We start from the raw sequence: 24,233 nt of genomic DNA on the forward strand, positions 1-24,233 counted from the left end.
GGAATACGCGCTCCGGTTTGGTCTGGTGGGCTCTTTGATGTTTATAAGAGCCCGCGCCCACGCATACGCTTGTGGACGGACACCCTTGGTGGGGGGCCCCCGGCCACCGGGGGGCCGCCCTCCATGCGTGGACCCCGCGCGGGGTCAGACGTTCTCCCTCGGGATGCGCTCGTTCCAGGTACGGGAGAAGACCCTTCGGCCGGCCTCGTAACCGTCCAGCGTCGCGTCCACGTGAAAGGCATCCTCGTCCGAGGTCAGTACGGTCCGCGTCTCGACCCGCACGTCCCAGTCGGGGCGGCGGCCTCGGGCGACGCCACCCGACGTGCCACCCCGGCTTCCCCCGCCGGACTGCCTCAGCGCACCCCGCGGGTGCGGTACTGCACGCTGATCCGCGGGCCCTTGGCCTGCGCGGTCTTGGGGATGGCGTGCTGCCAGGTGCGCTGGCACGACCCGCCCATGACGATCAGGTCACCGTGTCCCAGCGGCCGGCGCACGACCTCTCCACCGCCGACGGGGCGCAGGAGCAGATCGCGCGGTGCGCCGAGGGAGAGGATCGCCACCATCGTGTCCTCGTACCTGCTGCGCCCACTCAGGTCGCCGTGCCAGGCGACGCTGTCGCGGCCGTCCCGGTAATAGCACAGCCCCGCCGTGGTGAAGGGCTCGCCCAGCTCGTCGGCGTAGTGGGAGGACAGCGCCTCGCGGGCGACGGCCAGGACAGGGTTCGGCAGCGCGTCGCCCTCGCGGTAGTGGGCGAGCAGTCGCGGCACGTCGACCATCCGGTCGTACATCTGCCGGCGCTCGGCCTGCCAGGGCACGTCGGCCATGAGCTCGCCGAAGAGGTCGTCGGCGCCGCTCAGCCAGCCCGGCAGCAGATCGATCCAGGCCCCGTCGCCCAGGACCGTCCTGTGCAGCCCGGTGAGCGGACCGAGCCCCGGGCTGTGGGCCTGGTCGAACAGCGAACCCTGGAGAGAAAGGGACATGGGAGCCAGTCTAGCGGGGAATTAGAACAGGTGTTCCTTTATCGCGAAGGGCCGCACCGGGAGAGTCGGGATCGGCCCACCGGATGCGTTTCCGTCGGCCGTCTACCGGGGGCCTGCCGGACCCTGACCGGATGTCTCCGCATCCGACGGCCCGGGACCGGGCGAGTCCGGACCGGGTGCCTCGGGGTCCGACGATCCGGGACCGTCCCCGCTCAGCTCAGGCTCCAGGCCCTCGGCCATCTCGGTCCGGCCGAGACCCGCGTCCGAACGCCACGCCTCGAAGGACCAGCCGGTCAGCGCGACCACCGCCAGCCCGAGCATCCAGCCGCCGACCACGTCGCTGAACCAGTGGACGCCCAGAGCGACACGGGTGAATCCGACACCGAGCACCGAGACCGCTGCCACGGCCCAGCACAGGGGGCGCAGGCCCTTGCGCACCATGGGAAGCAGGACGAGCAGCAGGATCGCGAACGAGGTCGTGGCCGTCATAGCGTGCCCGGAGGGGAACGAGAAGCCCGGGGCGTGCGCCACCGGATCCGGGAGGACAGGCCTCGCCCGCTCGACCACGGTCTTCGTCAGCAGCCCCGTCAGCCCTCCGGCGACGGCCGTGACGGCGGACCACGCGGCGAGCCGCCACGCGCGGCGGTACACCAGCCACAGCGTGAGCACCGCGACCGCGGCCCTCAGGGTCACCGGATCCCAGACCACGTCCGAGAAGAAGCGCAGTGTGCCTGTCCAGGCGGGATGGTCCAGGGCGGTCCGGTTCAGCCACCGGGCCGCGCCCGCGTCGAGACGCCGGAGCGGGTGCCACCCGCTCTCCACGAGGACCAGCAGGAGGCCGAACAGGACCGCCGCGACGGCTCCGACGGCGACGGAGCCGAACAGCCGGACGCCGAACCTCCGGTCGGCTTCACGTCGGGTCCGCCGTAGGGCCGGTGCAGTGGGTCGGACAGTCATTCAGGCTCCTGGATCGGGTTCTACGGGGCCGGGGCGCTTGGCCCGCACCGCCTCGAGCTGGGCGGCGAAGGAAAGGCCGAGGAAGAGGGCGATGGAGGTGAGATAGGCCCACAGCAGCAGCGACATGAACGCCGTCAGCGGGCCGTACACGGTGTCGAAGGAACCGCTGACCGAGAGGTAGAGGCTCAGGAGCCACGTCAGCGTGGTCCACAGGACCAGGTACACGGCCGCGCCGAAGGCGAGCCACGTGTAGCCGGGCTGCCGGCGCCTCGGTGAGCGGCGGAATATCGCGCTCGCGGAGAGGAGGACGAGCAGCACCCCGGCGGGCCAGCGCAGCAGGTCCCAGGCGGACCGGGATCCCTCCTCGAGGTCGTAGACGTCCACGACGGCGGCCACCAGGTCACCGCCCGCCACCATGGCGACGAAGCCGATGCCGAGGGGGATGCCGGCGGTAAGGGACATCACCAGTCCTCGCAGGTACTTCCGGTGGAAGACCCGGTCCCGCTCGACCCCGTATATCCGGTTGGCGCCGCGCTCGATCTGGCACATGGCGGTCGTCGTGTTGGTGAGGGAGAAGACCAGTCCGAACCAGAGAGCCAGCTGGGCCCCGTCGTCGGCGTGGCGCCGGCTGCGGTCGAGCGCGTCGTCCACCACCTCCGCGCTGGGCCCCGCCGTGATGCGGTGGATCGTCAGTTCCGCCACCCTGCCCAGGTTCTCCGTGTGCAGGGCGGTGGACAGCCCCACGAAGGCGATGACGAGCGGGACCACGGCCAGCACGGTCTGCAGGGCGAGCGCCCGGGAGTGGCTGAAGCCGTCCGCGTACCGGAAGCGGACGAAGGAGTCACGCAGCAGCGGCCAGCGGCCGTAGCGCCGGAGGGTGGCCAGCGCCTCGTCACCGGAGAGTTCACTGCCGATCATGTCGCGGGTCTGCGGGACCCTGGTGGCGGTACCCATGTCACTCCCCCCGGGCGGGCATGAGCACGGTCAGCGCGCCGGGCCTGACCTGGGCGGTGAGGTGCCGGCCGGAACCGACCGGGTCGCCGTCCAGCTCGCGGGGCTGCGGTGCGTCGAAGCGGATCTCGGCGCGGCGGAAGGTGAAGTACTCCACGGACCGGTGCGACCCTGCGGCATGCGGGCCGCCCGCGCCGGACTTCGCGTGCGGGTGGGGACGCAGGAGCGAGCCGGCGGCGCTCAGCCAGCCCGCCGGTCCGCGCGGGTCGAGGATCAGCAGGTCGAGCAGGCCGTCGTCGGGCCGGGCGTCCGGCACCAGGGCCGTCCCGCCCTGCACCTTGCCGGTGTTGGCGATGAGCACCATCCGGGCGCTGCGCCGCAGGGGTTTGGCCCCGTCGACGGAGACCGTGAGACGCATCCGGGGCGCGCGCAGCTCGCGCAGACCCGCCATCACGTAGGCGGGCCATCCGATGACGGCCTTGGCGCGGTCGCTGGTGCCCTCCAGCATCGCGGCGTCGAGACCCGCCCCGGACATCACGGTGAAGTGAGTGGGGGCCAGCCCGTCGCCCTCGATCAGACCGAGGTCGATCCGGCGCGGAGCGCCGCCGAGCGCGACGGCCAGCGCCTCCGCCGGCTTGACCGGCAGGCCCAGGTTGCGGGCCAGGAGGTTGCCCGTCCCGCACGGCACCACGACAAGCGGTACGTCCGTGCCGGCGAGCGCCTCGGCCGCCGCACGGATCGTGCCGTCGCCGCCGCAGACCACGACGAGCGTCGCGCCGTCCCGGACCGCGTCGGCCGTCTGCCCCTCGCCGGGGTCCTCGGCGGTGGTCGGCACGAATGCGGCCCCGTGGTGGCCGTGCTCCTCGAGGACCTGCCGCAGGGCGGCGCAGGCCTCGTCGTCGGTGACCGTGGGATTGAAGACGACGGCGGTGCGGCCGGCGGCCCGCTCGGGCAGGTCCGTGCGGGGCGCGGCCGGCGCTTCGCCGGCAGGTGCCGGCGCGGGGATGTGCGGGCCGGTCAGCAGGGCGCGGCCGACGATCAGGAGGGACAGCCCACCGTTGAGGAGACCACCCGCGACGTCCGTGGGGTGGTGCATCCCCCGGTACATCCGGGCGAGGCCGACCAGCAGGGGCACGAGCAGCAGCACAGCCGCGAGGACCTTGCGCCAGGGGCCCTTGACGCGGTGCAGGACGAGCACGGCGAGACCGGCGTAGAGCGCCGTCGCGGCGCCGGTGTGTCCCGAGGTGTAGCTCGACGTCGGCGGTGAGGCGTCGAGGCGTTCGACATCCGGGCGGTCGCGGTCCACCGCTTCGGTGATGGCCAGGAAGACCAGGGACTGGAGCGAGACACCGACGGCCAGGAAAATCGCGTCGCGCCACCTGGGCAGCCGGGGCACCAGGAGGAGGACGAGGCAGCTGATGAGGGTGCCGATGACGACCGTGGCCGTGTTCCCGGCCTCGGACACGACGAGGGACACCGTGTCCAGCGTCGAGGTGCGGACACGCTCCAGGCCGTCGGTCACCCCGTCCTCGGCCGTAAGCGGCCATACCTCGGCGGCCGGCCCGGTGATCAGGAGGCCGAGACCCACCATCAGGGCGGCCTGGCAGACCGCCATCGAGGCGATGATCCCCACGGCCCGGCCGTTCCCCCCGGCGGTCTCCGGAGTCCGTGGCGGGCTCACGGCACCGGCACGTCCCTGCCGGGACGGCGGGACCACGGCGCTGTCGGCGGGATACGGGGACACGGCGGCTGCGTGGGCGTCCACGAGGGCTGTGGGTCTCTCCGGTATGTCGGTCGGCATGTCGTTCCCGTCGTTCGGTGCCCCGTGGGCGAGTGGGTGCGGGGCTGGAACCCGGCGTCTGCGCGTCTGCCCGCTCCCGGCCTCTTGAGACCTGTCGTTCCGTGTCAGTCCGCTCCGCCGCCCCCGCGGGACCGGCGCCCAGGCCCCCGGTCGCACCGTCCCGGGATCGGTCATAAGCTGCCGGGGCCGAGGGGTCACGGCCTCCATGGGGCTGACCAGGCCTTCTGTCGTCCCGGCTGCCGTGAGGGGCCGCCCGGGAGGCGGGTGGCCGTCCGTGAAGGACGGATCAATGACTCGTCCTCACGTGGGCAGGAGAGCAGCGACGCCGCACGACCCGGCTACGGGCTACGGCGGACACGGCATACCTCAAGGAAAGGAGCGACCGGATGTCGGACGAAGGACGCGGTGACGACGTCTATCAGCCGGACGGGTCCGATGCGGACAACCGGCCGACGGACGAGCTCGATCCGGAGAACGTGCTCGACGAGCCCGACCTCGACGACGTGCTGGACACGGGCTACTCACCGCCCGAGAAGCCCCTGGGCGTGACGAAGTACGGCATGACCGACGAGGAGCAGCGGGAGGGCGAGTCCCTCGACCTGCGCCTCTCGCAGGAGGAACCGGAGCCGGACCCGGTCCTGGAGGACGGGCCCGAGGACAACGGTCCTGAGGAGGACGACGCGGGAGACGAGCGTGCGGGACGCGTCGCCGAAGCCGACGAGGCGGACCAGTTGCGCAACAACAGGGTGATGGGCCGTGACGTGGGCATCGACGGAGGCGCCGCCTCCGCGGAGGAGGCGGCGGTGCACATCCAGGACGACGATCGCGGTATCTGAGCCGCGGAGCACTCGGAGGCGGTACCGGGCCTGTCCGGTACCGCCTCCGTCGTGTGCGGAGGGTTCACGGGCCCCCGGGAGGACCGGCGAGTGGGGCAGGGGCCGGGGCGAAGGCCATTTTTTTTCGTCCGTGCCGCGACGCGTTCCGGGTCCGGCCCGCCGGCGTACGCGCGGGCCTCTGGGCCTCCTATGCGCCTCGCCCGCCGCCTATGCGTCCTGCCGCCCGATGGATGGCACGGCCGGCCCGCAGGCGGTTCAACTGATCCTCGAGAACCCGGAACCGGTCGATTGCACATCACCCACACGGGAGGCGTCCGATGACAACACCTCTGGCCGACTACGCGCGGTTCGCCGGAAAGCGGATCGCGATCGTCGAGCACATGCAGAACCACCCGTTCGTCCTGGGCCTGAAGCAGGCCCAGGAACACGGCCTCGAAGTGTGGCTGCTGACGGGTGACCGGTCCTGGTACACCCATGGTCACGACTGGGACACCCACCCGCTGGCCATCGTGGACCGGGTGGTCGACGTCGACACCACGGACCTCGACGCGGTGCTCGCCGTCGTCACCGGCGAGGACGGGGCGCCTCTGGTGGACGGCATCACGTCGTTCTCCGACTACCACACCGAACTCGCGGCCCTGGCCGCCCGCCGCCTCGGGCTGCCCGGTCCCGACCCGGCCGCCGTGCGCACGGCCAACATCAAGGACCACCTGCGCATCGCGCTCGGCGACGAGCCGTTCAACATCCCGCACGTCCTGGTCGGCCACCGGGGGCAGCTCGACGAGGCCGCCCGCCGGCTCGGTTTCCCCATGATCGCCAAACCCCCGGCGGAGGCGATCAGTTACGGCGTCCGCAGGGTCGACGACATGGCCGGCCTGGTCGCGGCGTGGGAGGAACTCTCCACCGTCCGGCACAGTCTGCGCGGCCAGCCCCGCAGCGGCGACGTGCTCCTGGAGCAGTACGTCGAGGGTGAGGAGGTCAGCGTCGAGACGATGACCGTGGACGGGCACACCCATGTCTTCGGCGTGACGTCCAAGGACCTGTTCGGCGACCCCGCCTACATCGAGTGCGGGCACACCTTCCCGGTGCCGCTGCCCGACGACGAGCGCGACGAGCTATACCACGTGGTCCGCACGACCCTGGAGATGATCGGTTACCGCCACGGCCCCTGCCACACCGAGGTCCGGCGCACCGAGTCCGGCTGGCGGATCATCGAGGCCAACCCCCGTACGCCGTCGAGCTGCATGACGATGCTGGTCACCGATGTCACCGGCCGCAGCCCCATCCTGGACGCCTGGCTGCTCACCATCGGAGTCACCCCTCCGATCGAGCCGGTCGTCCACCGCGGTGGCGCGGCCGTCCGCATGATCTACCCGGCCCGGCGCGGAACACTGGCCCGCATCGACGGGCTGGAGGCGGCGGAGGCCGTGGAGAACGTCCAGGTGCTGCTGCACGTCGAGAAGGGCGACCACCTGCTCCAGCGCATGGACAACTCCTCCTGCGTGGGCTTCACCTACTGCAACGGCCCCGACCGGGTCGCCGCCCAGGAGCTGGCGGACAAGGCCGCCGCCCTGCTGGACTTCGTCGTCGAGGAAGACCTCCGGTGAGCCCGTACACCGAGGGCCAGGACGGTGTGCGGGCGGTCGCGGACGCGGCCGGGCTCACGGCGGCGGGCTGGGACTCGCTGCTGGGGGCCGAGGACTTCTTCCAGACCCCGCGGTGGCTCACCGTGCAGGAGCACAACTCCGGTACGGCGATGGACTTCCTGGTACGCGAACGGGGCGGCGTCCCGGTCGCCGGGCTGGTGACCGCCTGGGCCGACACGTCCGTGGCCTGGCTCCTCGCCCGGCCGGACGCGATGCTGAGGCGCGCCCTGGAGCGGGATGTTCCCGAGGCGGCCACCGTGCTGCGCGAGGTCGCCGGGGGCGACCCGGACAGTCTGCTGCCCTCCCTCGTCTGCGGCGGGCGGCATCTGGGCCGCACCCGGACGCTCGCCTCCGCCGGCGCCACCGAGGAGGACCTCGCCGCCCTGCTGGACAGGGCCGAGGCGATGGCGGCGGACCGCGGAGCGGCCACCGTCTGCTTCCCGCACGTGGAGAGCGGGCCAAGGCGCTGCTCCGGCGGGGCGACCTGTCGGTGACGGACGTCTGCTTCGCGGTCGGCTGTACATCGCTGGGGTCGTTCAGCTCCCGCTTCACCGAGCTCGTCGGTGAGAGCCCCAGCGCCTACCGGGCCCGCGACCACGACGACGGCGCCGCCATCCCGGCCTGCGTCGCCAGGATCCACACACGACCGGTCAGGAATGGAGAAGCAAAACCCGACAGCCGCCCGTAGCGTGAAACGCATGGACATCAAGCTCTCGCAGTGTTTCATCGCCGTCGACGACCACGACAAGGCACTCGCCTTCTACCGGGACGTTCTCGGCCTGGAGGTGCGCAACGACGTCGGATTCGAGGGAATGCGCTGGGTGACCGTCGGCCCGACGACGCAGCCGGGCGTCGAGATCGTCCTTGAGCCGCCGCTCGCGGACCCCAACGCGTCGGCCGCCGACAAGAAGGTCATGGCGGAACTCCTGGCCAAGGGTCTGCTGCGCGGTGTCATCTTCAGCACCGACGACGTCGACGCCACCTTCGAGCGGATCCGCGCCGCCGGCGCCGACGTACTCCAGGAACCGATCGACCAGCCCTACGGCGTCCGCGACTGCGCCTTCCGCGACCCCGCGGGCAACATGCTGCGCTTCAACCAGCCCCGCAAACAGTGATTCCTGGCCCCGCCGCGGAGCGCGCGCTACGCTGCCGGGCCTGAACGCTCCGGGGCGTCCCTCGTGCACGCTCCGGCTGTCCCGGGAAGGGGACGCGCGGAATCGGACGTAGCGTCCCCGGTGCGGGTCTCGCACCGGGGACGCGGCAATGCCTGCGGAGACCGGCGCCACGGCTCCGCGTGACGGATGGAGACAGGAAGAGCATGGCCACGAGGACGGGCACGCGTACGCCCGAGCTGGACGCCGCCGACAGCCACGATGTGATCCGCGTGCACGGTGCGCGGGTGAACAACCTCCAGGACGTCAGCGTCGACATTCCGAAGCGACGGCTGACGGTGTTCACCGGCGTCTCCGGATCGGGCAAGAGCTCTCTGGTGTTCGGCACCATCGCCGCCGAGTCGCAGCGGCTGATCAACGAGACCTACAGCGCCTTCGTACAGGGATTCATGCCGACCCTCGGACGCCCCGAGGTCGACGTGCTGGAAGGGCTCACGACCGCGATCACCGTCGACCAGCAGCGGATGGGAGCCGACCCCCGCTCCACGGTCGGCACCGCGACGGACTCCAACGCGATGCTGCGCATCCTCTTCAGCCGGCTCGGCAAGCCCCACATCGGGCCGCCCAGCGCCTACGCCTTCAACGTCCCGTCGGTCCGGGCGAGCGGTGCGATCACCGTGGAACGCGGGTCGAAGAAGGCCGTGAAGGCGACCTTCAACCGCACCGGCGGCATGTGCACGCGCTGCGAGGGCAGAGGCTCGGTCTCCGACATCGACCTGAGCCAGCTCTACGACGACTCGAAGTCGCTCGCCGACGGTGCCTTCACCATCCCAGGCTGGAAGTCGGACAGCTTCTGGACCGTGCGGGTCTACGCCGAGTCCGGCCTCCTCGACCCGGACAAGCCGATCCGTGAGTTCACGAAGAAGGAGATGCACGACTTCCTTCACCACGAACCGGTCAAGGTGAAGGTCGAAGGGGTCAACCTCACCTACGAGGGTCTCATCCCCAAGATCCAGAAGTCGTTCCTGTCCAAGGACAAGGAAGCGATGCAGCCGCACATCCGGGCGTTCGTGGAGAGGGCGGTCACTTTCACCACCTGCCCGGAGTGCGACGGGACACGGCTCAGCGAGGGTGCCCGGTCGTCGAAGATCGGGCGGATCAGCATCGCCGACGCGTGCGCGATGCAGATCAGCGACCTGGCGGAGTGGGTCCGCGGCCTGGACGACCCGTCGGTCGCTCCGCTGCTCACCGCGCTCAGCCGGTCCCTCGACTCCTTCGTGGAGATCGGGCTCGGCTACCTTTCGCTCGACCGGCCGGCAGGCACGCTGTCGGGCGGCGAGGCGCAGCGCGTCAAGATGATCCGCCACCTCGGGTCCTCGCTCACCGACGTCACCTACGTCTTCGACGAACCCACCATCGGACTGCACCCCCACGACATCCAGCGGATGAACAACCTGCTCCTGCGGCTGAGGGACAAGGGCAACACGGTCCTCGTCGTGGAGCACAAGCCCGAGACGATCGCGATCGCCGATCACGTCGTCGACCTCGGTCCCGGCGCCGGGACGGAGGGCGGCACCATCTGTTTCGAAGGCACCGTCGAGGAGCTGCGCGCCGGAGACACCGTCACCGGCCGACACTTCGACGACCGGTCCGTCCTCAAGGAGACGGTGCGCAAGCCCACCGGCGCGCTGGAGATCCGCGGCGCGACGGCGCACAACCTCCAGGACGTCGACGTCGACATCCCCCTGGGGGTGCTCGTCGTCGTCACGGGTGTGGCCGGCTCCGGCAAGAGCTCCCTCGTGCACGGGTCGATCCCGGCCGGCGAGGACGTCGTGTCCGTCGACCAGAGTCCGATCAAGGGATCGAGGCGGAGCAACCCGGCGACGTACACCGGGCTCCTGGACCCGATCCGCAAGGCGTTCGCCAAGGTCAACGGCGTCAAGCCGGCGCTGTTCAGCGCCAACTCGGAGGGTGCCTGCCCCACGTGCAACGGGGCCGGCGTCACCTACACCGACCTCGCGATGATGGCCGGCGTGGCCACCGTCTGCGAGGAGTGCGAGGGCAAGCGGTTCCAGGCGTCGGTGCTCGAATACCACCTCGGCGGACGCGACATCAGCGAGGTACTCGCGATGTCGGTCGCCGAGGCGGCCGACTTCTTCGGCTCGGGGGACGCCCACACGCCTGCCGCGCACCGCATCCTCGGCAGGCTCGCCGACGTCGGGCTCGGCTACCTCCGTCTCGGCCAGCCGCTCACCACGCTGTCCGGTGGTGAGCGTCAGCGGCTCAAGCTGGCTACCCACATGGGTGACAAGGGGGGCGTGTTCGTCCTGGACGAGCCGACCACCGGCCTGCACCTCGCCGACGTCGAGCAGCTGCTCGGGCTCCTCGACCGGCTCGTCGACTCGGGGAAGTCGGTCGTCGTGGTCGAGCACCACCAGACGGTGATGGCCCACGCCGACTGGATCATCGACCTCGGTCCCGGGGCCGGACACGACGGCGGCCGGATCGTCTTCGAGGGCACACCGGCCGACCTGGTCGCCGACCGCTCCACTCTGACCGGCGAGCACCTCGCGGCCTACGTGGGCGCCTGACGGGCCGGGTCGCCGGGCACGACGTGTCGTGGGGTCCGTGACCGCCGGGTCGCGGACCCCCGGTATCGAGGCGGAACCCGCTGCCTCGACCCTCCGGGTCACCTCCCCCACGCGGGTGTCCGTCCCGCGCCGGGACACTCCGGCCCCGTGGCGTCGCCCCGGAGCGCCGGAGATTTGCCGGGGGATCAGTGAGTTCGCAGGCTGCCTGTTGCTTATCCCTCCGTGGCGGGCAGTCGGTATGGGGACAGCAGTCAGCCGAGGAAAGGAATCCGCCCCGTGTCCGCCGGACTCTCAGACGACCTCAAGAAGCTCATCGACGACACCCCTGTTTTCGCGACCCTGGCCACGGTCCAGCCGGACGGCAGCCCACAGCTGTCGGTCACCTGGCTCGGCCGCGACGGGGACGACCTGCTGGTGTCCACGACAGTCGGCCGCCGCAAGGAGAAGAACCTGCGCGCCGACCCCCGGGTCAGCGTGATGATCAATCCGCCGAACGCGCCCTACACCTACGCCGAGGTGCGCGGGGAGGCCGTGCTGACCACCGAGGGCGGGCAGGAACTGATCGACGTGCTCTCCCGGAAGTACACGGGCAAGGCTTACGCCGACTTCAACACGATGTCGCAGGAGGATGCCGAGCGGGTTGTCGTCCGCATCACCCCGCGCAAGGTCGTCGGCTCGATCTGACGCCATCGGCGACCCCGCGACGGGACGGCCGCGACAGGGCGGGACTGCCCGCGAGGGTCGTCGCGCCGTGTCGCAGGTGCTGCCCTCTTGTCAGGCGGGTCGGCTTCGCTCTACCTCATTGCGAGGTAAGTTCACTTTGTGGTCAGGGAGTTGTTCCGATGGTCTATCGGCCTGTCATGGTCGGCACGGACTGATCGGAATCTTCGTTCGCGGCGCTCGAGGGGGCGGCCCGGCTCGCCGCCGTGTGCGAGGCCGACCTCGTCATCGCCTGTGCGTACCTGCCCATGCGCGCGGGCCCGAGTTGACCTTGGCGCAGGACGAACCGGTCGCCGCGCTCGTGAGGATCGCCCGGGAGAGTTCGGCCGGCCTCCTGGTCGTCGGCAACCGTGGGCTACGCTCGCTCGCCGGGCGCAGCCTCGGCTCAGTACCGGCTGACATCGGCGGTCTCGCCGAGCTGCCCGCCGCGGGGGTCCTCGCGGGCGGAGAGAGCGGGTCGCCTCAATGCGTGGGCGTGGCCGGGGACCACACACCGGACCACTGCTCGGCGCCGTACTCCTCGAACCGCTCCACCTCGGTGAAGCCCAGTCTCGCCGCGAGGCGCATCGCACGGCCGTTGGCGCTCTGTGTGGAGAGCACCACCGGCTCGCCGGGAAGGGACCCGGCGAACCAGTCGAGCGCTGCCGTGCACGCCTCGGTGGCGTAGCCGTGTCCCCACGCCTCCGGAAGGAACATGTAGCCGAGCTCGGCCTCCCCGGCGCCCGGGCGGACGTGGCCCCGGCGCTGCGTGTCCCGACGGTCGAACGTGATCATGCCGATCATGGCTCCGTCGAGATCGATCACGAAGAGACCAGGGCGCCTGCCGGGCACCGCGGGCACCGCGCGTTCGAGCTCGTCACGGCTCCGAGGGCCACCGATATACGTGCCGACCTCCGGTGAGGCGAACAGCTCGATGAACGCCACACGGTCCCGGGCCTCCGACGCGCGGAGTACGAGCCGCTCCGTCCTTCTCGGGGCGGGCGGCCAGGCGGTGGGCCCAAGTGCAGTCATGGCGGGCAACCTATCGCACGCCCACGACACCCTTCCCGGCTCAGAACCCGGGAGTGGAGCTCCGGCACCTCGTTGAACACCCGTCCGAGGGCACGTTGCTTCGGGCAGGCCATCGCACCACCCCGCTGAGACCGTCGCCTGCGTGCCTATCCCGTGACAGGACCGCGAAGCCCTGCGTAATTCCGGCCTCAACTTTGCTTCGAAGTAGGCAAGTTGTGGGATCACGACATTCGGTGACGGTATTTGTCCCGGCCGACGTCCGCCGGGGTCTGCCTGAAATGCGGGATCGGGTAATCCAGCGACGGGACGGTGCGGCGCGCCACGTCAGTGGCCGGTACGGGTGCCGTGGTTCTGGGATTTCTGTCCTGTCGGCCGGGGCGTTGCTCAGCAGGGCATCCGGCATTGCGGAGAGCACGCACGTGGCATCAGACCAGGCCGGACGAGGGCAACGGCCATGAGAGGTGGTGGTGCGGATCGCCTCGGAGAGCGGATGGCGGCCGGCCCGGCGGGCGAGGCGGCGCGTGTCGCTGATGAGACATGTCGCAGGTTCGACACCCGGTACTAGTGACGCTTAAGACACTGTTAGCCAATCCTTGCGGAGGGCTTCACCTCCAGCCGTACCCCTCGTTTTTCACAGCGCAGTAATCGCCTCCACAGCGGCCACGTATGGCCTGTACACACCGTCAGTTTCAACCGGGCAGCGCCGAACGCCCCTACCCGAGCTGCTCGCCGGTCGCCACCCAGGCCACCGCAGAAGGAGTCCAAGTGAGACGATCCCCCCGCAAGTCTGTCGCAGGCGCGCTGATAGCCGGCGCAACGGTGCTCGCTGTCACCGCTTCGTCCGGCACCGCGATGGCCGGTACGGCCCAGGCGCACGCCAGTGCGGTCAGGGTCCAGCCCCGGGCAGGCGCACTGCCCGTCCAGCTCTCGGCCGCAGAGCAGGCGAGGCTCCTCGGAGCGGCTCTGACGGGCCGGGCGGCAACCGCCCGGTCGCTGCACCTGGGCGCACGGGAACAGTTGGTCCCCAAGTCTGTCCTCAAGGACGCCGATGGATCCGTGCACACCCGCTACGAGCGCACCTTCGCGGGCCTCCCGGTCCTCGGTGGCGACCTGGTCGTGCACACGGCTGCCGACGGGACCTCGAAAGGGGTCGACAAGGCCACCGAGGCGCGCATCAGCGTTCCGAGCACCACCGTGACCCGTTCCGCCGCTTCGGCGAGGGCCCTCGCCATCGGCCGGGCAAAGGCCGAAGGGGCCACCAGCCCGACGGTAACCAGCTCCCGCAAGGTGGTCTGGGCGGCGTCCGGAGCCCCGGTCCTGGCCTGGGAGTCCGTTGTCGGTGGCTTGCAGGACGACGGCACCCCGAGCAGGCTGCACGTCATCTCGGACGGGAAGACCGGCGCCAAGCTGTTCGAGTATCAGGGGATCGAGACCGGCGTCGGCAACAGTGAGTACAGCGGCAAGGTCACCTTGGGGACCACGCTGTCGGGCTCGACGTACAGCCTGACCGACAGCACCCGTGGCGGTCACAGAACGTATGACCTGAGCCACGGCGACTCGGGTACCGGCACGCTGTTCACCAACTCCACCGACACCTGGGGCGACGGCTCGCCGTCCAACGCCGAGACCGCCGGTGTGGACGCAGCCTACGGCGCCCAGGTCACCTGGGACTTCTACAAGAACGTGATGGGCCGAAACGGAATCCGCAACGACGGTGCCGCTGCCTACTCCCGCACCCACTACGGCGTCGCCTACAACAACGCCTTCTGGGACGACGGCTGCTTCTGCATGACGTACGGCGACGGTGACGGCGACAAGCACCCGCTGACCTCGCTCGACGTGGCCGGCCACGAGATGAGTCACGGCCTCACCACCGCCACCGCGAATCTGGTGTACGGGGGTGAGTCCGGCGGCCTGAACGAGGCGACCTCGGACATCTTCGGCACGGCGGTCGAGTTCTACGCCAACAACGCGACCGACGTCGGCGACTATCTCATCGGCGAGAAGAGCGATCTCTACGGTGACGGCACCCCGCTGCGCTACCTCGACAAGCCCTCGCGCGACGGCCTTTCGCCGGACAACTGGTCGCCCGGCCTCGGCAATCTGGACGTGCACTACTCATCCGGCCCTGCGAACCACTTCTTCTACCTGCTGTCCGAGGGCAGCGGGGCGAAGGTGATCAACGGCGTCAGCTACAACAGCCCCACCGCCGACGGCGTGGCGGTGCCCGGAATCGGCCGGGAGAACGCCACCAAGCTCTGGTACAAGGCCCTGAGCGAGCGCTTCACCTCGACCACCGACTACTCAGACGCCCGTACCCAGACCCTGCAGGCCGCCGCCGACCTCTGGGGGGCCGGCAGCGCCACCTACAACACGGTCGCCGACACCTGGGCCGCCATCGGGGTCGTCGCCCGCGTCAAGGTCACCAGGCCGGCGGACCAGAACACGGTCGTCAAGACCCCCGTGAGCCTCCAGGTCCAGGCCGACAGCAACAACCCGGGAGCGCTGACGTACTCCGCCACCGGCTTGCCAGCGGGTCTGTTGATCAACGCTACCACGGGCCTGATCTCCGGCACGCCGACCGCCGTCGGCCTCAGCACCGTGACGGTCAAGGTCAAGGACTCCTTCAAGGTTGCCGGCTCGGCGACTTTCGGCTGGGGGGTCTCCACCGTCGGCGGCAACGTCTTCGCCAACACCACCGACGTGCAGGTGCCGGACGCCGGCGCGGCCGTGTACTCCTCTGTCAAGGTCCCCGGTCGGGCGGGTAACGCGCCGAGCACCCTGGCGGTCGGCGTCAACATCGTGCACCCCTACCGCGGTGACCTGGTCGTCGACCTGGTCGCCCCCGACGGCAGCCTCTACCACCTGAAGAAGTCCAACGGCTTCGACTCGGCGGCCAATGTCATCGCCACCTACACCGTCGACGCCTCCAGCGAGACCGCCAGCGGCACTTGGAAGCTGAAGGTCCAGGACGCGTACCGCCACGACAGCGGCCACATCAACAGCTGGAAGCTCACCTTCTGAGCGGTGCCCCCTTGCCAGCCGGACGGCGCTCGTGATCGCAGCCCGACCACCCCAGCCATACGAGAGGTACTCACTGATGTCTAGAATCCGCCTGATGGCGGCGATGTCGACAGGATTGATACTAGTTGCCGGAATCGTCCCGGCCGCGTTGGCGGCGCAGCCGGACCGCACCGGGACCGCCGCCCTTCCCAGCGCCGCGCCCGCGGCCCACTCCGCGACCGTGCGGCTGGTGACCGGCGACAGGGTGACCGTGACGACGCTCCCCGGCGGCCGGCACACCGCGTCGGTGCAGCCCGGCCCCGGACGCGAGCACATCCCGTTCCGGACGCTGGAGGGGGACGACAAGGCACTGACCGTGATGCCGTTCGACGCCCAAGGGCTGGTGTCCGCAGGAACCCTGGACCGACGCCTCTTCGATGTGACGGCCCTGATCGCCGATGGCTACGACGAGGCCCACACCTCCGCGCTGCCACTGATCGTCTCCTCCCAGCCGGTGCCGACGCGCGCCGGGGCCAGAGTCACGGCGCGGGCGTCGAAGGCCGCCACGGCCACGGCCGACCGGCTCGTGGCACTCAAGGCGGCCGCGACCCCCTTTCGCGACCTGGAGAGCATCCACGCGCGATCGCTGCGGATCGCCGACGACGACCTGGGCACGTTCTGGAAGACCCTGAACCGGGGCGGATCGTCGGACGCCACCCGCTCGGCAGTCACCCCGCGGATCTCACTGGACGGCAAGGTGAAGGCGCTGCTCGACCGCAGTACCGCGCAAATCAACGCCCCCACCGCGTGGAAGGCGGGCTTCGAGGGCCAGGGCGTCAAGGTGGCCGTGCTGGACAGCGGCGTTGACGCCGGCCATCCCGACCTCGCCGGGCGCATCACGCAGGCCAAGGACTTCTCCGGCAGCGGGAACACCGGTGACCAGTTCGGGCACGGCACGCACGTCGCCTCGATCGTCGGCGGCAGCGGCGGCGCGTCCAGCGGGACCCGACGCGGTGTCGCTCCCAAGGCCGACCTGCTGATCGGCAAGGTGCTGGACGGCAACGGCTACGGCGACGAGTCGGGCATCATCGCCGGCATGGAGTGGGCGACCGACGAGCACGCCAAGGTCGTCAACATGAGTCTCGGTGCGTCCATCGAGACCGACGGCACCGACCCGCTGAGCGAGGCCGTCAACACCCTGACCGCCTCCACCGGAGCACTCTTCGTCGTCGCGGCCGGCAACGACGGCCCGGGAACGTCCACCGTCGGCACGCCGGGCGCGGCAGACTCCGCGCTTACCGTGGGGGCCGTCGACCGTGACGATTCCCTCGCCCCCTTCTCCAGCCGTGGCCCGCGCTTCGGTGACGGGGCGGTCAAACCCGACGTGACGGCCCCCGGCGTCGGCATCGTCGCCGCCCGCGCGGCCGGCACCACCCTGGGCGACCCGGTCGACGCCAACTACGTCTCGATGTCCGGGACCTCCATGGCCACCCCGCACGTCGCCGGCGCCGCAGCCCTGCTGGCCCAGCAGCACCCCGACTGGCAGGCGCAGCAGCTCAAGGACGCACTGACCAGCACCGCCCACCTGGTCCCTGGCACCAAGGTGACCGAGCAGGGTGGCGGTCGCATCGATCTCGCCACGGCCATGGGCTCGGTCAGGGCCACCGGCTCCGTCACCCTCAACCCGCTGTACATCGGTGGCGCGGCCGGGCGGCAGCAGACCGCCACCGTTCACTACACCAACACAGGCGATCAGCCGCTCACCCTCTCCCTGACCGCCGGCCTGGCAACCGACACCGGCAGAGCACTCCCGCCCGGAGTGGTCAGCCTGGGCACCAGCACCGTGCAACTGGCCGCCGGCGCCACCGCAGACGTGCCGCTGAGCGTGGACGCGACGCACGCCGTCCGGGGCAACTTCTACGGATACGTCACCGCGAAGTCCGCGGCCGGCGACGTGGTGGCGCACACCACGGTCTCCCTCGTGGTGCACGCCCCGCAGCACCGGCTGACCGTGGTCGTCCGGGACCGCAACGGCAAGGTCGTACCGGGCGCACTGCCCAACATCTGGAGCCCCGCCGGCTGGACGCCGTACGCCGACAGGGACAATGCGGTCGCCGTCGTGGAGGAAGGGACGTACTACCTCAACACCGGTTTCTACGAACAGACGCCGGACGGTGACCAGGTGGGTGACGTCGTCGTACCCGAGGTCAAGGTCACCAAGGACACGACGGTGACGCTGAACGCCGCCGATGTCACGGAGGTGAAGATCCGCACCCCGCGACCCGCCGAACAGCACGGCGTCATCAGCACCATGCTGTACCGCCAGATCGACGGTCGCGGTCTGATTCAGGGCGCCCTCTACTTCGACACCGTCAATCATCTCTACGTCAGCCCCACGGCTCCGGTCACCGACGGTGCCTTCGAGTACACCACGCGCTGGCAGATGACGGCCCCGCAACTGCGGGCGAAGATCTCCGGCAGCTCGCAGGGATTCACCCCCTACTACGAGCCGTTCTCCCCGGTCTTCGGGGACAAGGGCGCACGGCTCACCGCCGTGGACGCCGGGTCCGTGACCGAGCCCGATCTCCGCAACGTGCGCGGCAAGCTGGCCGTGGCCCGATACAACTGGCCCACGGGCGACTACGCCGGGTTCTCGCGGCTCGCTGCCGAGGCGGGTGCGAAGGCGGTGCTCTTCGCCTGGGAGCCGGCCGGAGGCGCCGCCTGGACCCGGTGGCAACCGGACGGTGACCGCCTGGAACTGCCGTCGATGAGGACCAGCTGGAAGTACGGGGGCCCACTGCTGGATCGGATCAAGAAGGGCACCACGACGCTGGAGTTCTCCGGCACGGTTCGCAGCCCGTATCTGTACGACGTGATGCCGGTCTCGAAGGGGGGCATCCCCCAGCGGATGGTCTACACCGTCTCGGATCGCAACACCGCACAGGTCCGTGCCACCTACACCCGCACCGGCGCCTCGACGTGGGCGAGCGAGCAACGGTTCGGATGGCGCGAATATCAGGACACCGCTTGGAACCAGTACAGCCGCTACGTGCCGGTGGGTCAGCAACGCATCGAGTACGTAAGCAGTGACGCGGACACGCTGTGGCGCCACACGGTGCACCACAGCGTCGTCCGGAATCCCGACTACGCCCTGAGCGCCGGGTCGCAGGACTCCCCGCACACCTACCGGCCCGGCCAGCAGGCCACGGAGCGATGGTTCGGAGCGGTGGTCCGCCCCTCGATCCCGCGGGGCTTCTCCATGAAGTCGGTTCGCAACGGCGACACCCTGTCGGTGTACGTGCCGGAGTTCACCGACTCCGGCAGCGGACACTGGTCGTTCGCCGAGCTGCCGGCCTTCGGCGGCGGTGTCGGCGGTGTGGGCGGCGCAGGCGCGGCCACGGCCAACAAGAGCGGGATCGACACGGTGCCCGACACCGCCGAATCGGTGCTGTACCGCAATGGCAAGCAGATCGCCGCGTCCACCAACGGCGCCTGGGGCAACTTGGAGGTGCCCCCGGGCAAGGCCACATACAAACTGGATCTGACGACGGCACGCGAATCGGACGACTGGCACTTCGCCACCGACACGCACACGTCGTGGACGTTCCGCTCCGACACCGCGGCCCGCCCGACCGCGCTGCCGCTGCTCCAGCTCGACTACGACGTACCGGTCGACGCCACGAACGCGGTGGACCGGGCGCGTTCCCACAAGATTGGCTTCAACGTCCGCATGCAGGACGGGATGACCGCCCCGCGATGGGTGAGACTGAAGGTCGAGGCGTCCTACGAGGACGGGAAGAACTGGACGACGGTGCACGCGGCGCGACGCGGCAACCGCGGGCAGTTCATCGCCAACCTGCAGCGGCCGTCGTGGGTACACGGCGACGCATACGTGACACTGCGGGTGACCGCAACGGACATGGCCGGCAACAGTGTCCAGCAGACCGTGGTCCGCGCGTTCCTGCAGCGCGGCCCCAAGTGAGTCGCCGGCAGCCACCGGTGACGTGAGCCGCCCCGCCGCGTCGTCCGGCGGCGCCCAAGACCCCCGGCGGGATCACCCGGCCGGCATCGAGGGCTGTCCCGCAGTCCCTGGCGGGCGCGCGACGACAGCTACGGCGCCTCGCCGCGTTGTCAAAACACTCGAATGCGGCCAGTTTGCGAGCTCTCCTCCGCCTTGCGATGCGCCGCATCACGTCGCCCTGGGGGCCGCGAGATTCGCGATGCAGTGGCGGCCACGACAGCGGAGGATGACGGAGTGCTCCGTCCACGGGGTTTTCGTGCTTCGGCCGTCGCAGGAGGCGGTGCCCGAGCTGGTGGGCACCATGGCCGTCGCCCGATGCGGTCTGCCCACCGCGTCGATCACGCTGGTCACGGTGAGTCTGACGCTCATGGCGCAGTCGGTCCGGTGAGCACCAACGTGGCGGCCGGGAACGGGACCCGTCGGCCCCGGGCGAGGAACGACACGGGTGACGGTCTTGACCGGCGTCGTTCAGCCGTGCCCGCCGTAGGCCGAACCAGGCACCCCTCCACTCGAAAGCCCTCCAATGACCCAGCTGAGTGGTGGTATGCGGAGGTGAGCCACATGGTCGACAGGGCGGCCTCTTCCCGAGAACGGAGCGATCCCTTGCAGCGCACCGCACAGACCTCACCTCAGGCCATGGAGTCGGTCTCGACTCCCGAGCGGGTCGAGACCCACCTGGGCACTCTGGAATTCCCGCTGGGTGTGCCCACAGAGGACACCGCGAACCGGGTTTACGACTACGTGGACCACGTGCGCGCGGTCACCGCGTTCCTCGACGCGTATTCCGGCGTCAGCCTGTGGGCGGCCCGCCGGGGATTCCTGGATGCCGGAATCCAGGACCATGATGTCCTGCTCTTCTCGGAGTTCATGGATCCCAAGACGCTCGTGCTCACCGGAAACGCGGACACCGTCTACTTCCTCACCTTCCTCGACCTGACCGAGGGTCCGATGGTGGTGGAAGTGCCGCCTCTAGCCCTCTGTTTCCTCGACGACATGTGGTTCCGCTGGGTCGCGGACCCCGGCATGGCTGGTCCGGATCGCGGAGCAGGCGGCAAGTACCTCTTCGTGCCACCCGGTCATGAGGGCCCTGTTCCCGAGGGCGGATTCTTCACGCTCCGGACCCGCACCACGCGGCTCATCCTGGGCGGTCGGGCCTTCCTGGAAGGCGATGACCCGAAGCCGGCGGTCGAGCGAGTCAAAGAGGGACTGCGCATCTACCGCTACGTCCCCGGGTTCTACGGGACCAGCATCGGCGAGATCGTCACCGGCGGCACGGCCCCGCCGCTGCCGTGGACCGCCCAGACCTGGACCGCCGCCCTGCACAGGCCCGACCCGCCGCGCTTCGTCGAGGGCTCAGGGCTTCCCATGAACACGGTTCCGCCCGGGGACGCGACGTACTTCGACTTCGCGAGCGAGCTCGTGCACGACCAGCCGGCCGAGGCGCTCGACCCCGAGATCGCCGGTGCTCTGGCCGCGGTCGGCATTGTCAAGGGCAGGCCCTTCGAGCCGGACGCGCGGATGCGGGAGATCCTCACCGAGGCAGCCGCGGTCGGCAACGCCACGGCCCGCACCCTCGCCTGCCGTCCGCGTCCGGCCGAGGGGGCGCACTACTACGGTGCCTCCTCCCGGTGGCTCAACGGACTGCTCGTGTCGGGCCACGAGTTCCTCGCCCCGCCCGCTGACATCACTGACAGGGGTGTCGAGCCCCGCCCGAACGACGGCGCCCGGAAACTCAACCTGCGGTCCTGGTGGTGGTACCTGGGCGTGGGCATCAGCCCGGCGTTCACGGCGCCGCTGCCCGGCGTCGGCTCGCAGTACGTGTTCACCCTGGCGGATCAGGAGGGCCGGGCCCTCGACGGCGGCAGGTACTACCGACTGGTACTTCCGCCGGACATCCCCGCCGCGAGGTTCTGGTCGGTCACCGTCTACGACAACCAGACGCGGTCGATGCTCGACACCCCACAACAGTTCCCACGGGCCGGCAGCCAGGCCTATCCCACCCCGGCAGCGGTCCCCGACGCGGACGGCACGACCACGGTGCACTTCGGGCCCGACCGGCCCGACGGCGTGCCGGAGGGCAACTGGATCCAGACCACGCCGGGCCGCGGATGGTTCGTGGTCCTGCGGCTCTACAGCCCGCTGCAGCCGTTCTTCGACAAGACCTGGCGACCGGGCGAGATCGAGGCGGTGGGCTGACCTCGCCCGACAGCGCTTCGGAGATACGAGACACGGACGGTGAGGCGTATGGGCACGGCCCCGCTGGGGACTTGGAACGACGGTGCCGCGAAACGGGCGATCGTCGACTTCGTGACGTCCGCGGCGGTGGAGGGCTCGCCGGGCTTCGTCGCGCCGATGGACCGGGTCGCCGTGTTCGACAACGACGGAACCCTGTGGGTCGAGAAGCCCGCGCCGGTGCAGATGGCGTTCGTCCTCGGGAAACTGGCCGCGCGGCTGGAGGCGGACCCGTCGCTGGCCCGCGAGCGGCCCTACCGGGCGATCGTCGACCGGGACGAGTCGTACTTCCGCGCGCTGAACGAACAGGACCCCGACGCGGTGGCGTCGATGGTGGAGGCCATCGGATCGGCGTGGGAGGGCACCACGCTCGCCCAGTACGAGGCCGAGGCCGCCCGGTACCTGAATTCCTGGTGCCACGAGCGCTTCGGCGTGCCGTACTCCGGTCTCGTCTACCAGCCGATGCTGGAGCTGGTCGACTACCTCAGGGCGCACGGGTGGCGGCTGTTCGTCTGCTCGGGCGGCGGGCGCGACTTCATGCGGGTCATCTGCGAGGAGACCTGGGGCCTGCCCAGGGAGAACGTCATCGGATCGGCCCCGGAATTCGCCTACAGGAACGGCGCGCTGGTCCGCCGGGCGACCCCGCACGGCCCGGTCGCGCTCGGGCCCGGCAAACCGGAGGACGTCCTCGCCCGCACCGGCCGGCTGCCGGCCTTCGCGGCCGGCAACGACGACGTGGACGTCGAACTGCTCCGGTCCGCGAGGTTCGCGCTGCTCGTCGCCCACGACGACGACGTCCGGGAGTACGCCTACACCGACTCCACGGAGCGGGCACGCGCGACGGCCGAGAGGTCCGGCTGGACGACGGTCAGCATGAAGGACGACTGGAACGCGGTCCTCAAGGAACGACTCACTCAGGAGGAACCCAGTGCCCCACGTCAGTGACGCCCCCAGCCCGGGCACACCGTCCGAGACCCTCGCGTCGATCACCTGCCCGGATCGGCTGGAGACGCCATTCGGAGCGTTGGACTTCTTCGACGGCATGCCCTTGCCCGACGCGGTCACACGTAGCTACGGCACGCTGGATCTGCTGCGCGGGATCGAGGCGTTCCTCAACTGCGTACCCGGCGCCTCCATGGTGGCGATGCGACGCGGACTGCGGAGCATCGGCATCGACTCCCGCACCATCGGCTACACCGCCCCGCGATGCACCTCGGCACCCGTGGTCCTCACGGGCAACACCGAAACCACCTACGGGATGACCTTCCTGGCGCTCGACGAGGACGGCCCCACCGTGATCGAGGCGCCGGGTAACTCACTGTGCATCGTCAACGACCTGTGGCAGCGCTACGTCACCGACATGGGCATCGCCGGGCCCGACAAGGGCGAAGGCGGCAAGTACCTCTTCCTGCCTCCGGGTTACGAAGGTGACGTCCCCGACGGCTACTTCGTCGTGCGGCCGGCGACCTACGGCTCCTGGGTGCTGTTGCGCGCGCTCGGGGGCACGGAGAGCCTGCTCACGGCACGGATCTACCCGCTCTCGGGCGCGGCGGACCGGCCCGAGCAGCGCTTCGTCAACTGGGCGGAATCGGACTTCAACACGATCCACGCCAACGACTTCTCCTTCTTCGAGGAGATCGACGCCATCGTCCAGGCCGAGCCGCCCGGCTCGCTCGATCCCGAGCGAGCCGGGCAGCTCGCCGCGCTCGGCATCGTGCGCGGCAAGCCATTCCAGCCGGACGACCGCATGCGCTCGATCCTCGACACCGCCGCCAGGATCGCCTCGGGCATCGTACGGACACTGGCCTTCAAGCCACGCGACCCGGGCTTCTACTACTACCCCGACAGTTCGTGGAAGACCCCGTTCCCCACGAGCAGCTACGAGTTCCTGTCGGCGGAGGGCGCCCGCCTGCTGGACTCCCGGGCGGTGTTCTACTACTTCGCGGCCGCCTCCTCGCCGGCGATGGTGACGGCGCCGGTCGGCACCGGATCGCAGTACGCCTACACGGCGGAGGACTCCACGGGCGAGTGGCTCGACGGCGGGCGGCACTACACGGTCACTCTGCCGAGCGGCATCCCGGTGAAGAACTTCTGGGCCGTCAACGTCTACGACCCCCAGACCCGGTCGCTGCTGCGCACGGACCACCCCTACCCGAGCGTCAACAGCCAGTCGGAAGGCGTCCGGGCCGAAAGTAACGGCGACACGGTCATCCATTTCGGCCCCACCGCGCCGGAGGGCCGGGAGGCGAACTGGGTTCAGACCGTACCGAGCAAGGGATTCTTCGTGATGCTGCGGCTCTACGGCCCGCTCGAAAGCTGGTTCGACAAGGGCTGGCGGCCGGGCGAGATCGAACCGGCGTGAGGTAGGCGGC

The 24,233-nt window shown here is 70.2% G+C and carries 16 protein-coding genes and 3 pseudogenes; 13 read left to right on the forward strand and 6 right to left on the reverse strand.

What is annotated here, in order from left to right; translation table 11 throughout:
- Positions 1-144: 144 nt before the first annotated feature.
- From ACFU5K_RS23635 to ACFU5K_RS23655, 5 genes and pseudogenes are all read right to left on the reverse strand, one after another.
- Positions 145-336, reverse strand: a pseudogene (locus ACFU5K_RS23635) (hypothetical protein); the annotation flags it as partial.
- 17 nt (positions 337-353) lie between these two features.
- On the reverse strand, positions 354-980 hold the full coding sequence (locus tag ACFU5K_RS23640) for an alpha-ketoglutarate-dependent dioxygenase AlkB (protein ID WP_384064987.1): 627 nt from the start codon (positions 978-980) through the stop codon (positions 354-356).
- Between the two features lie 102 nt (positions 981-1,082).
- Entirely contained in the window at positions 1,083-1,937 is an 855-nt protein-coding gene (locus tag ACFU5K_RS23645) for a phosphatase PAP2 family protein (RefSeq protein WP_384064989.1), read from the reverse strand.
- Complete coding sequence (locus tag ACFU5K_RS23650) at positions 1,938-2,891, reverse strand: YihY/virulence factor BrkB family protein (RefSeq protein WP_384064991.1); 954 nt, start codon at positions 2,889-2,891, stop codon at positions 1,938-1,940.
- 1 nt (position 2,892) lies between these two features.
- Positions 2,893-4,689: a diacylglycerol kinase family protein gene (locus ACFU5K_RS23655; RefSeq protein WP_384064993.1), complete on the reverse strand. Its 1,797-nt coding sequence runs from the start codon at positions 4,687-4,689 to the stop codon at positions 2,893-2,895.
- Positions 4,690-5,075: 386 nt separating this feature from the next.
- On the opposite strand from ACFU5K_RS23655, the gene ACFU5K_RS23660 reads away from it, so the two are divergent.
- From ACFU5K_RS23660 to ACFU5K_RS23695, 8 genes and pseudogenes are all read left to right on the forward strand, one after another.
- Positions 5,076-5,525 (forward strand): DUF5709 domain-containing protein, encoded by a 450-nt coding sequence (locus tag ACFU5K_RS23660; protein WP_384064995.1) that lies wholly within the window; start codon positions 5,076-5,078, stop codon positions 5,523-5,525.
- A 317-nt stretch (positions 5,526-5,842) separates the two neighbouring features.
- Positions 5,843-7,132, forward strand: coding sequence for an ATP-grasp domain-containing protein (locus ACFU5K_RS23665; protein WP_384064996.1), 1,290 nt, complete (start codon positions 5,843-5,845; stop codon positions 7,130-7,132).
- Entirely contained in the window at positions 7,129-7,665 is a 537-nt protein-coding gene (locus ACFU5K_RS23670; protein WP_384064998.1) for a hypothetical protein, read from the forward strand. Before ACFU5K_RS23665 ends, ACFU5K_RS23670 begins: the two co-directional genes overlap by 4 nt.
- Positions 7,605-7,859, forward strand: a pseudogene (locus ACFU5K_RS23675) (helix-turn-helix domain-containing protein); the annotation flags it as partial. The gene ACFU5K_RS23670 and the pseudogene ACFU5K_RS23675, both read left to right, overlap by 61 nt.
- Positions 7,860-7,869: 10 nt before the next feature.
- Positions 7,870-8,286, forward strand: coding sequence for a VOC family protein (locus ACFU5K_RS23680; protein ID WP_384065000.1), 417 nt, complete (start codon positions 7,870-7,872; stop codon positions 8,284-8,286).
- Positions 8,287-8,489: 203 nt separating this feature from the next.
- Positions 8,490-10,874 (forward strand): ATP-binding cassette domain-containing protein, encoded by a 2,385-nt coding sequence (locus ACFU5K_RS23685; protein WP_384065002.1) that lies wholly within the window; start codon positions 8,490-8,492, stop codon positions 10,872-10,874.
- Between the two features lie 276 nt (positions 10,875-11,150).
- Positions 11,151-11,558, forward strand: coding sequence for a PPOX class F420-dependent oxidoreductase (locus tag ACFU5K_RS23690; RefSeq protein ID WP_384065004.1), 408 nt, complete (start codon positions 11,151-11,153; stop codon positions 11,556-11,558).
- A gap of 158 nt (positions 11,559-11,716) precedes the next feature.
- Positions 11,717-11,997, forward strand: a pseudogene (locus tag ACFU5K_RS23695) (universal stress protein); the annotation flags it as partial.
- A 59-nt stretch (positions 11,998-12,056) separates the two neighbouring features.
- On the opposite strand, the gene ACFU5K_RS23700 reads toward ACFU5K_RS23695, so the two are convergent.
- Positions 12,057-12,605, reverse strand: coding sequence for a GNAT family N-acetyltransferase (locus ACFU5K_RS23700; protein ID WP_384065006.1), 549 nt, complete (start codon positions 12,603-12,605; stop codon positions 12,057-12,059).
- A 765-nt stretch (positions 12,606-13,370) separates the two neighbouring features.
- Here ACFU5K_RS23700 and ACFU5K_RS23705 point away from each other — a divergent pair.
- The 5 genes from ACFU5K_RS23705 to ACFU5K_RS23725 all read left to right on the forward strand — a co-directional run bounded on the left by ACFU5K_RS23705 (position 13,371) and on the right by ACFU5K_RS23725 (position 24,223).
- Positions 13,371-15,629: a M4 family metallopeptidase gene (locus ACFU5K_RS23705; protein WP_384065008.1), complete on the forward strand. Its 2,259-nt coding sequence runs from the start codon at positions 13,371-13,373 to the stop codon at positions 15,627-15,629.
- A 76-nt stretch (positions 15,630-15,705) separates the two neighbouring features.
- A complete protein-coding gene (locus tag ACFU5K_RS23710; protein ID WP_384065010.1) occupies positions 15,706-19,590 on the forward strand; it encodes a S8 family serine peptidase in 3,885 nt (1,294 codons plus the stop codon).
- A 642-nt stretch (positions 19,591-20,232) separates the two neighbouring features.
- Entirely contained in the window at positions 20,233-21,825 is a 1,593-nt protein-coding gene (locus ACFU5K_RS23715) for a DUF1254 domain-containing protein (protein ID WP_384065012.1), read from the forward strand.
- Between the two features lie 48 nt (positions 21,826-21,873).
- Positions 21,874-22,806, forward strand: coding sequence for an HAD family hydrolase (locus ACFU5K_RS23720; RefSeq protein WP_384065014.1), 933 nt, complete (start codon positions 21,874-21,876; stop codon positions 22,804-22,806).
- Positions 22,790-24,223, forward strand: coding sequence for a DUF1254 domain-containing protein (locus ACFU5K_RS23725; protein WP_384065016.1), 1,434 nt, complete (start codon positions 22,790-22,792; stop codon positions 24,221-24,223). The genes ACFU5K_RS23720 and ACFU5K_RS23725 overlap by 17 nt, the downstream gene beginning before the upstream one ends.
- The last annotated feature ends 10 nt before the right edge of the window (positions 24,224-24,233 follow it).

Source organism: Streptomyces sp. NPDC057428 (assembly GCF_042803195.1).
GTDB lineage: Bacteria > Actinomycetota > Actinomycetes > Streptomycetales > Streptomycetaceae > Streptomyces.

Excerpts from the sequence above, each read along its gene's own strand:
- ACFU5K_RS23665 (WP_384064996.1), top strand. The coding sequence starts at position 5,843 with ATGACAACACCTCTGGCCGACTACGCGCGGTTCGCCGGAAAGCGGATC.
- ACFU5K_RS23685 (WP_384065002.1), top strand. The coding sequence starts at position 8,490 with ATGGCCACGAGGACGGGCACGCGTACGCCCGAGCTGGACGCCGCCGAC.
- ACFU5K_RS23645 (WP_384064989.1), bottom strand. The coding sequence starts at position 1,937 with ATGACTGTCCGACCCACTGCACCGGCCCTACGGCGGACCCGACGTGAA.
- ACFU5K_RS23700 (WP_384065006.1), bottom strand. The coding sequence starts at position 12,605 with ATGACTGCACTTGGGCCCACCGCCTGGCCGCCCGCCCCGAGAAGGACG.
- ACFU5K_RS23720 (WP_384065014.1), top strand. The coding sequence starts at position 21,874 with ATGGGCACGGCCCCGCTGGGGACTTGGAACGACGGTGCCGCGAAACGG.
- ACFU5K_RS23640 (WP_384064987.1), bottom strand. The coding sequence starts at position 980 with ATGTCCCTTTCTCTCCAGGGTTCGCTGTTCGACCAGGCCCACAGCCCG.
- ACFU5K_RS23650 (WP_384064991.1), bottom strand. The coding sequence starts at position 2,891 with ATGGGTACCGCCACCAGGGTCCCGCAGACCCGCGACATGATCGGCAGT.
- ACFU5K_RS23660 (WP_384064995.1), top strand. The coding sequence starts at position 5,076 with ATGTCGGACGAAGGACGCGGTGACGACGTCTATCAGCCGGACGGGTCC.
- ACFU5K_RS23710 (WP_384065010.1), top strand. The coding sequence starts at position 15,706 with ATGTCTAGAATCCGCCTGATGGCGGCGATGTCGACAGGATTGATACTA.
- ACFU5K_RS23655 (WP_384064993.1), bottom strand. The coding sequence starts at position 4,689 with ATGCCGACCGACATACCGGAGAGACCCACAGCCCTCGTGGACGCCCAC.
- ACFU5K_RS23680 (WP_384065000.1), top strand. The coding sequence starts at position 7,870 with ATGGACATCAAGCTCTCGCAGTGTTTCATCGCCGTCGACGACCACGAC.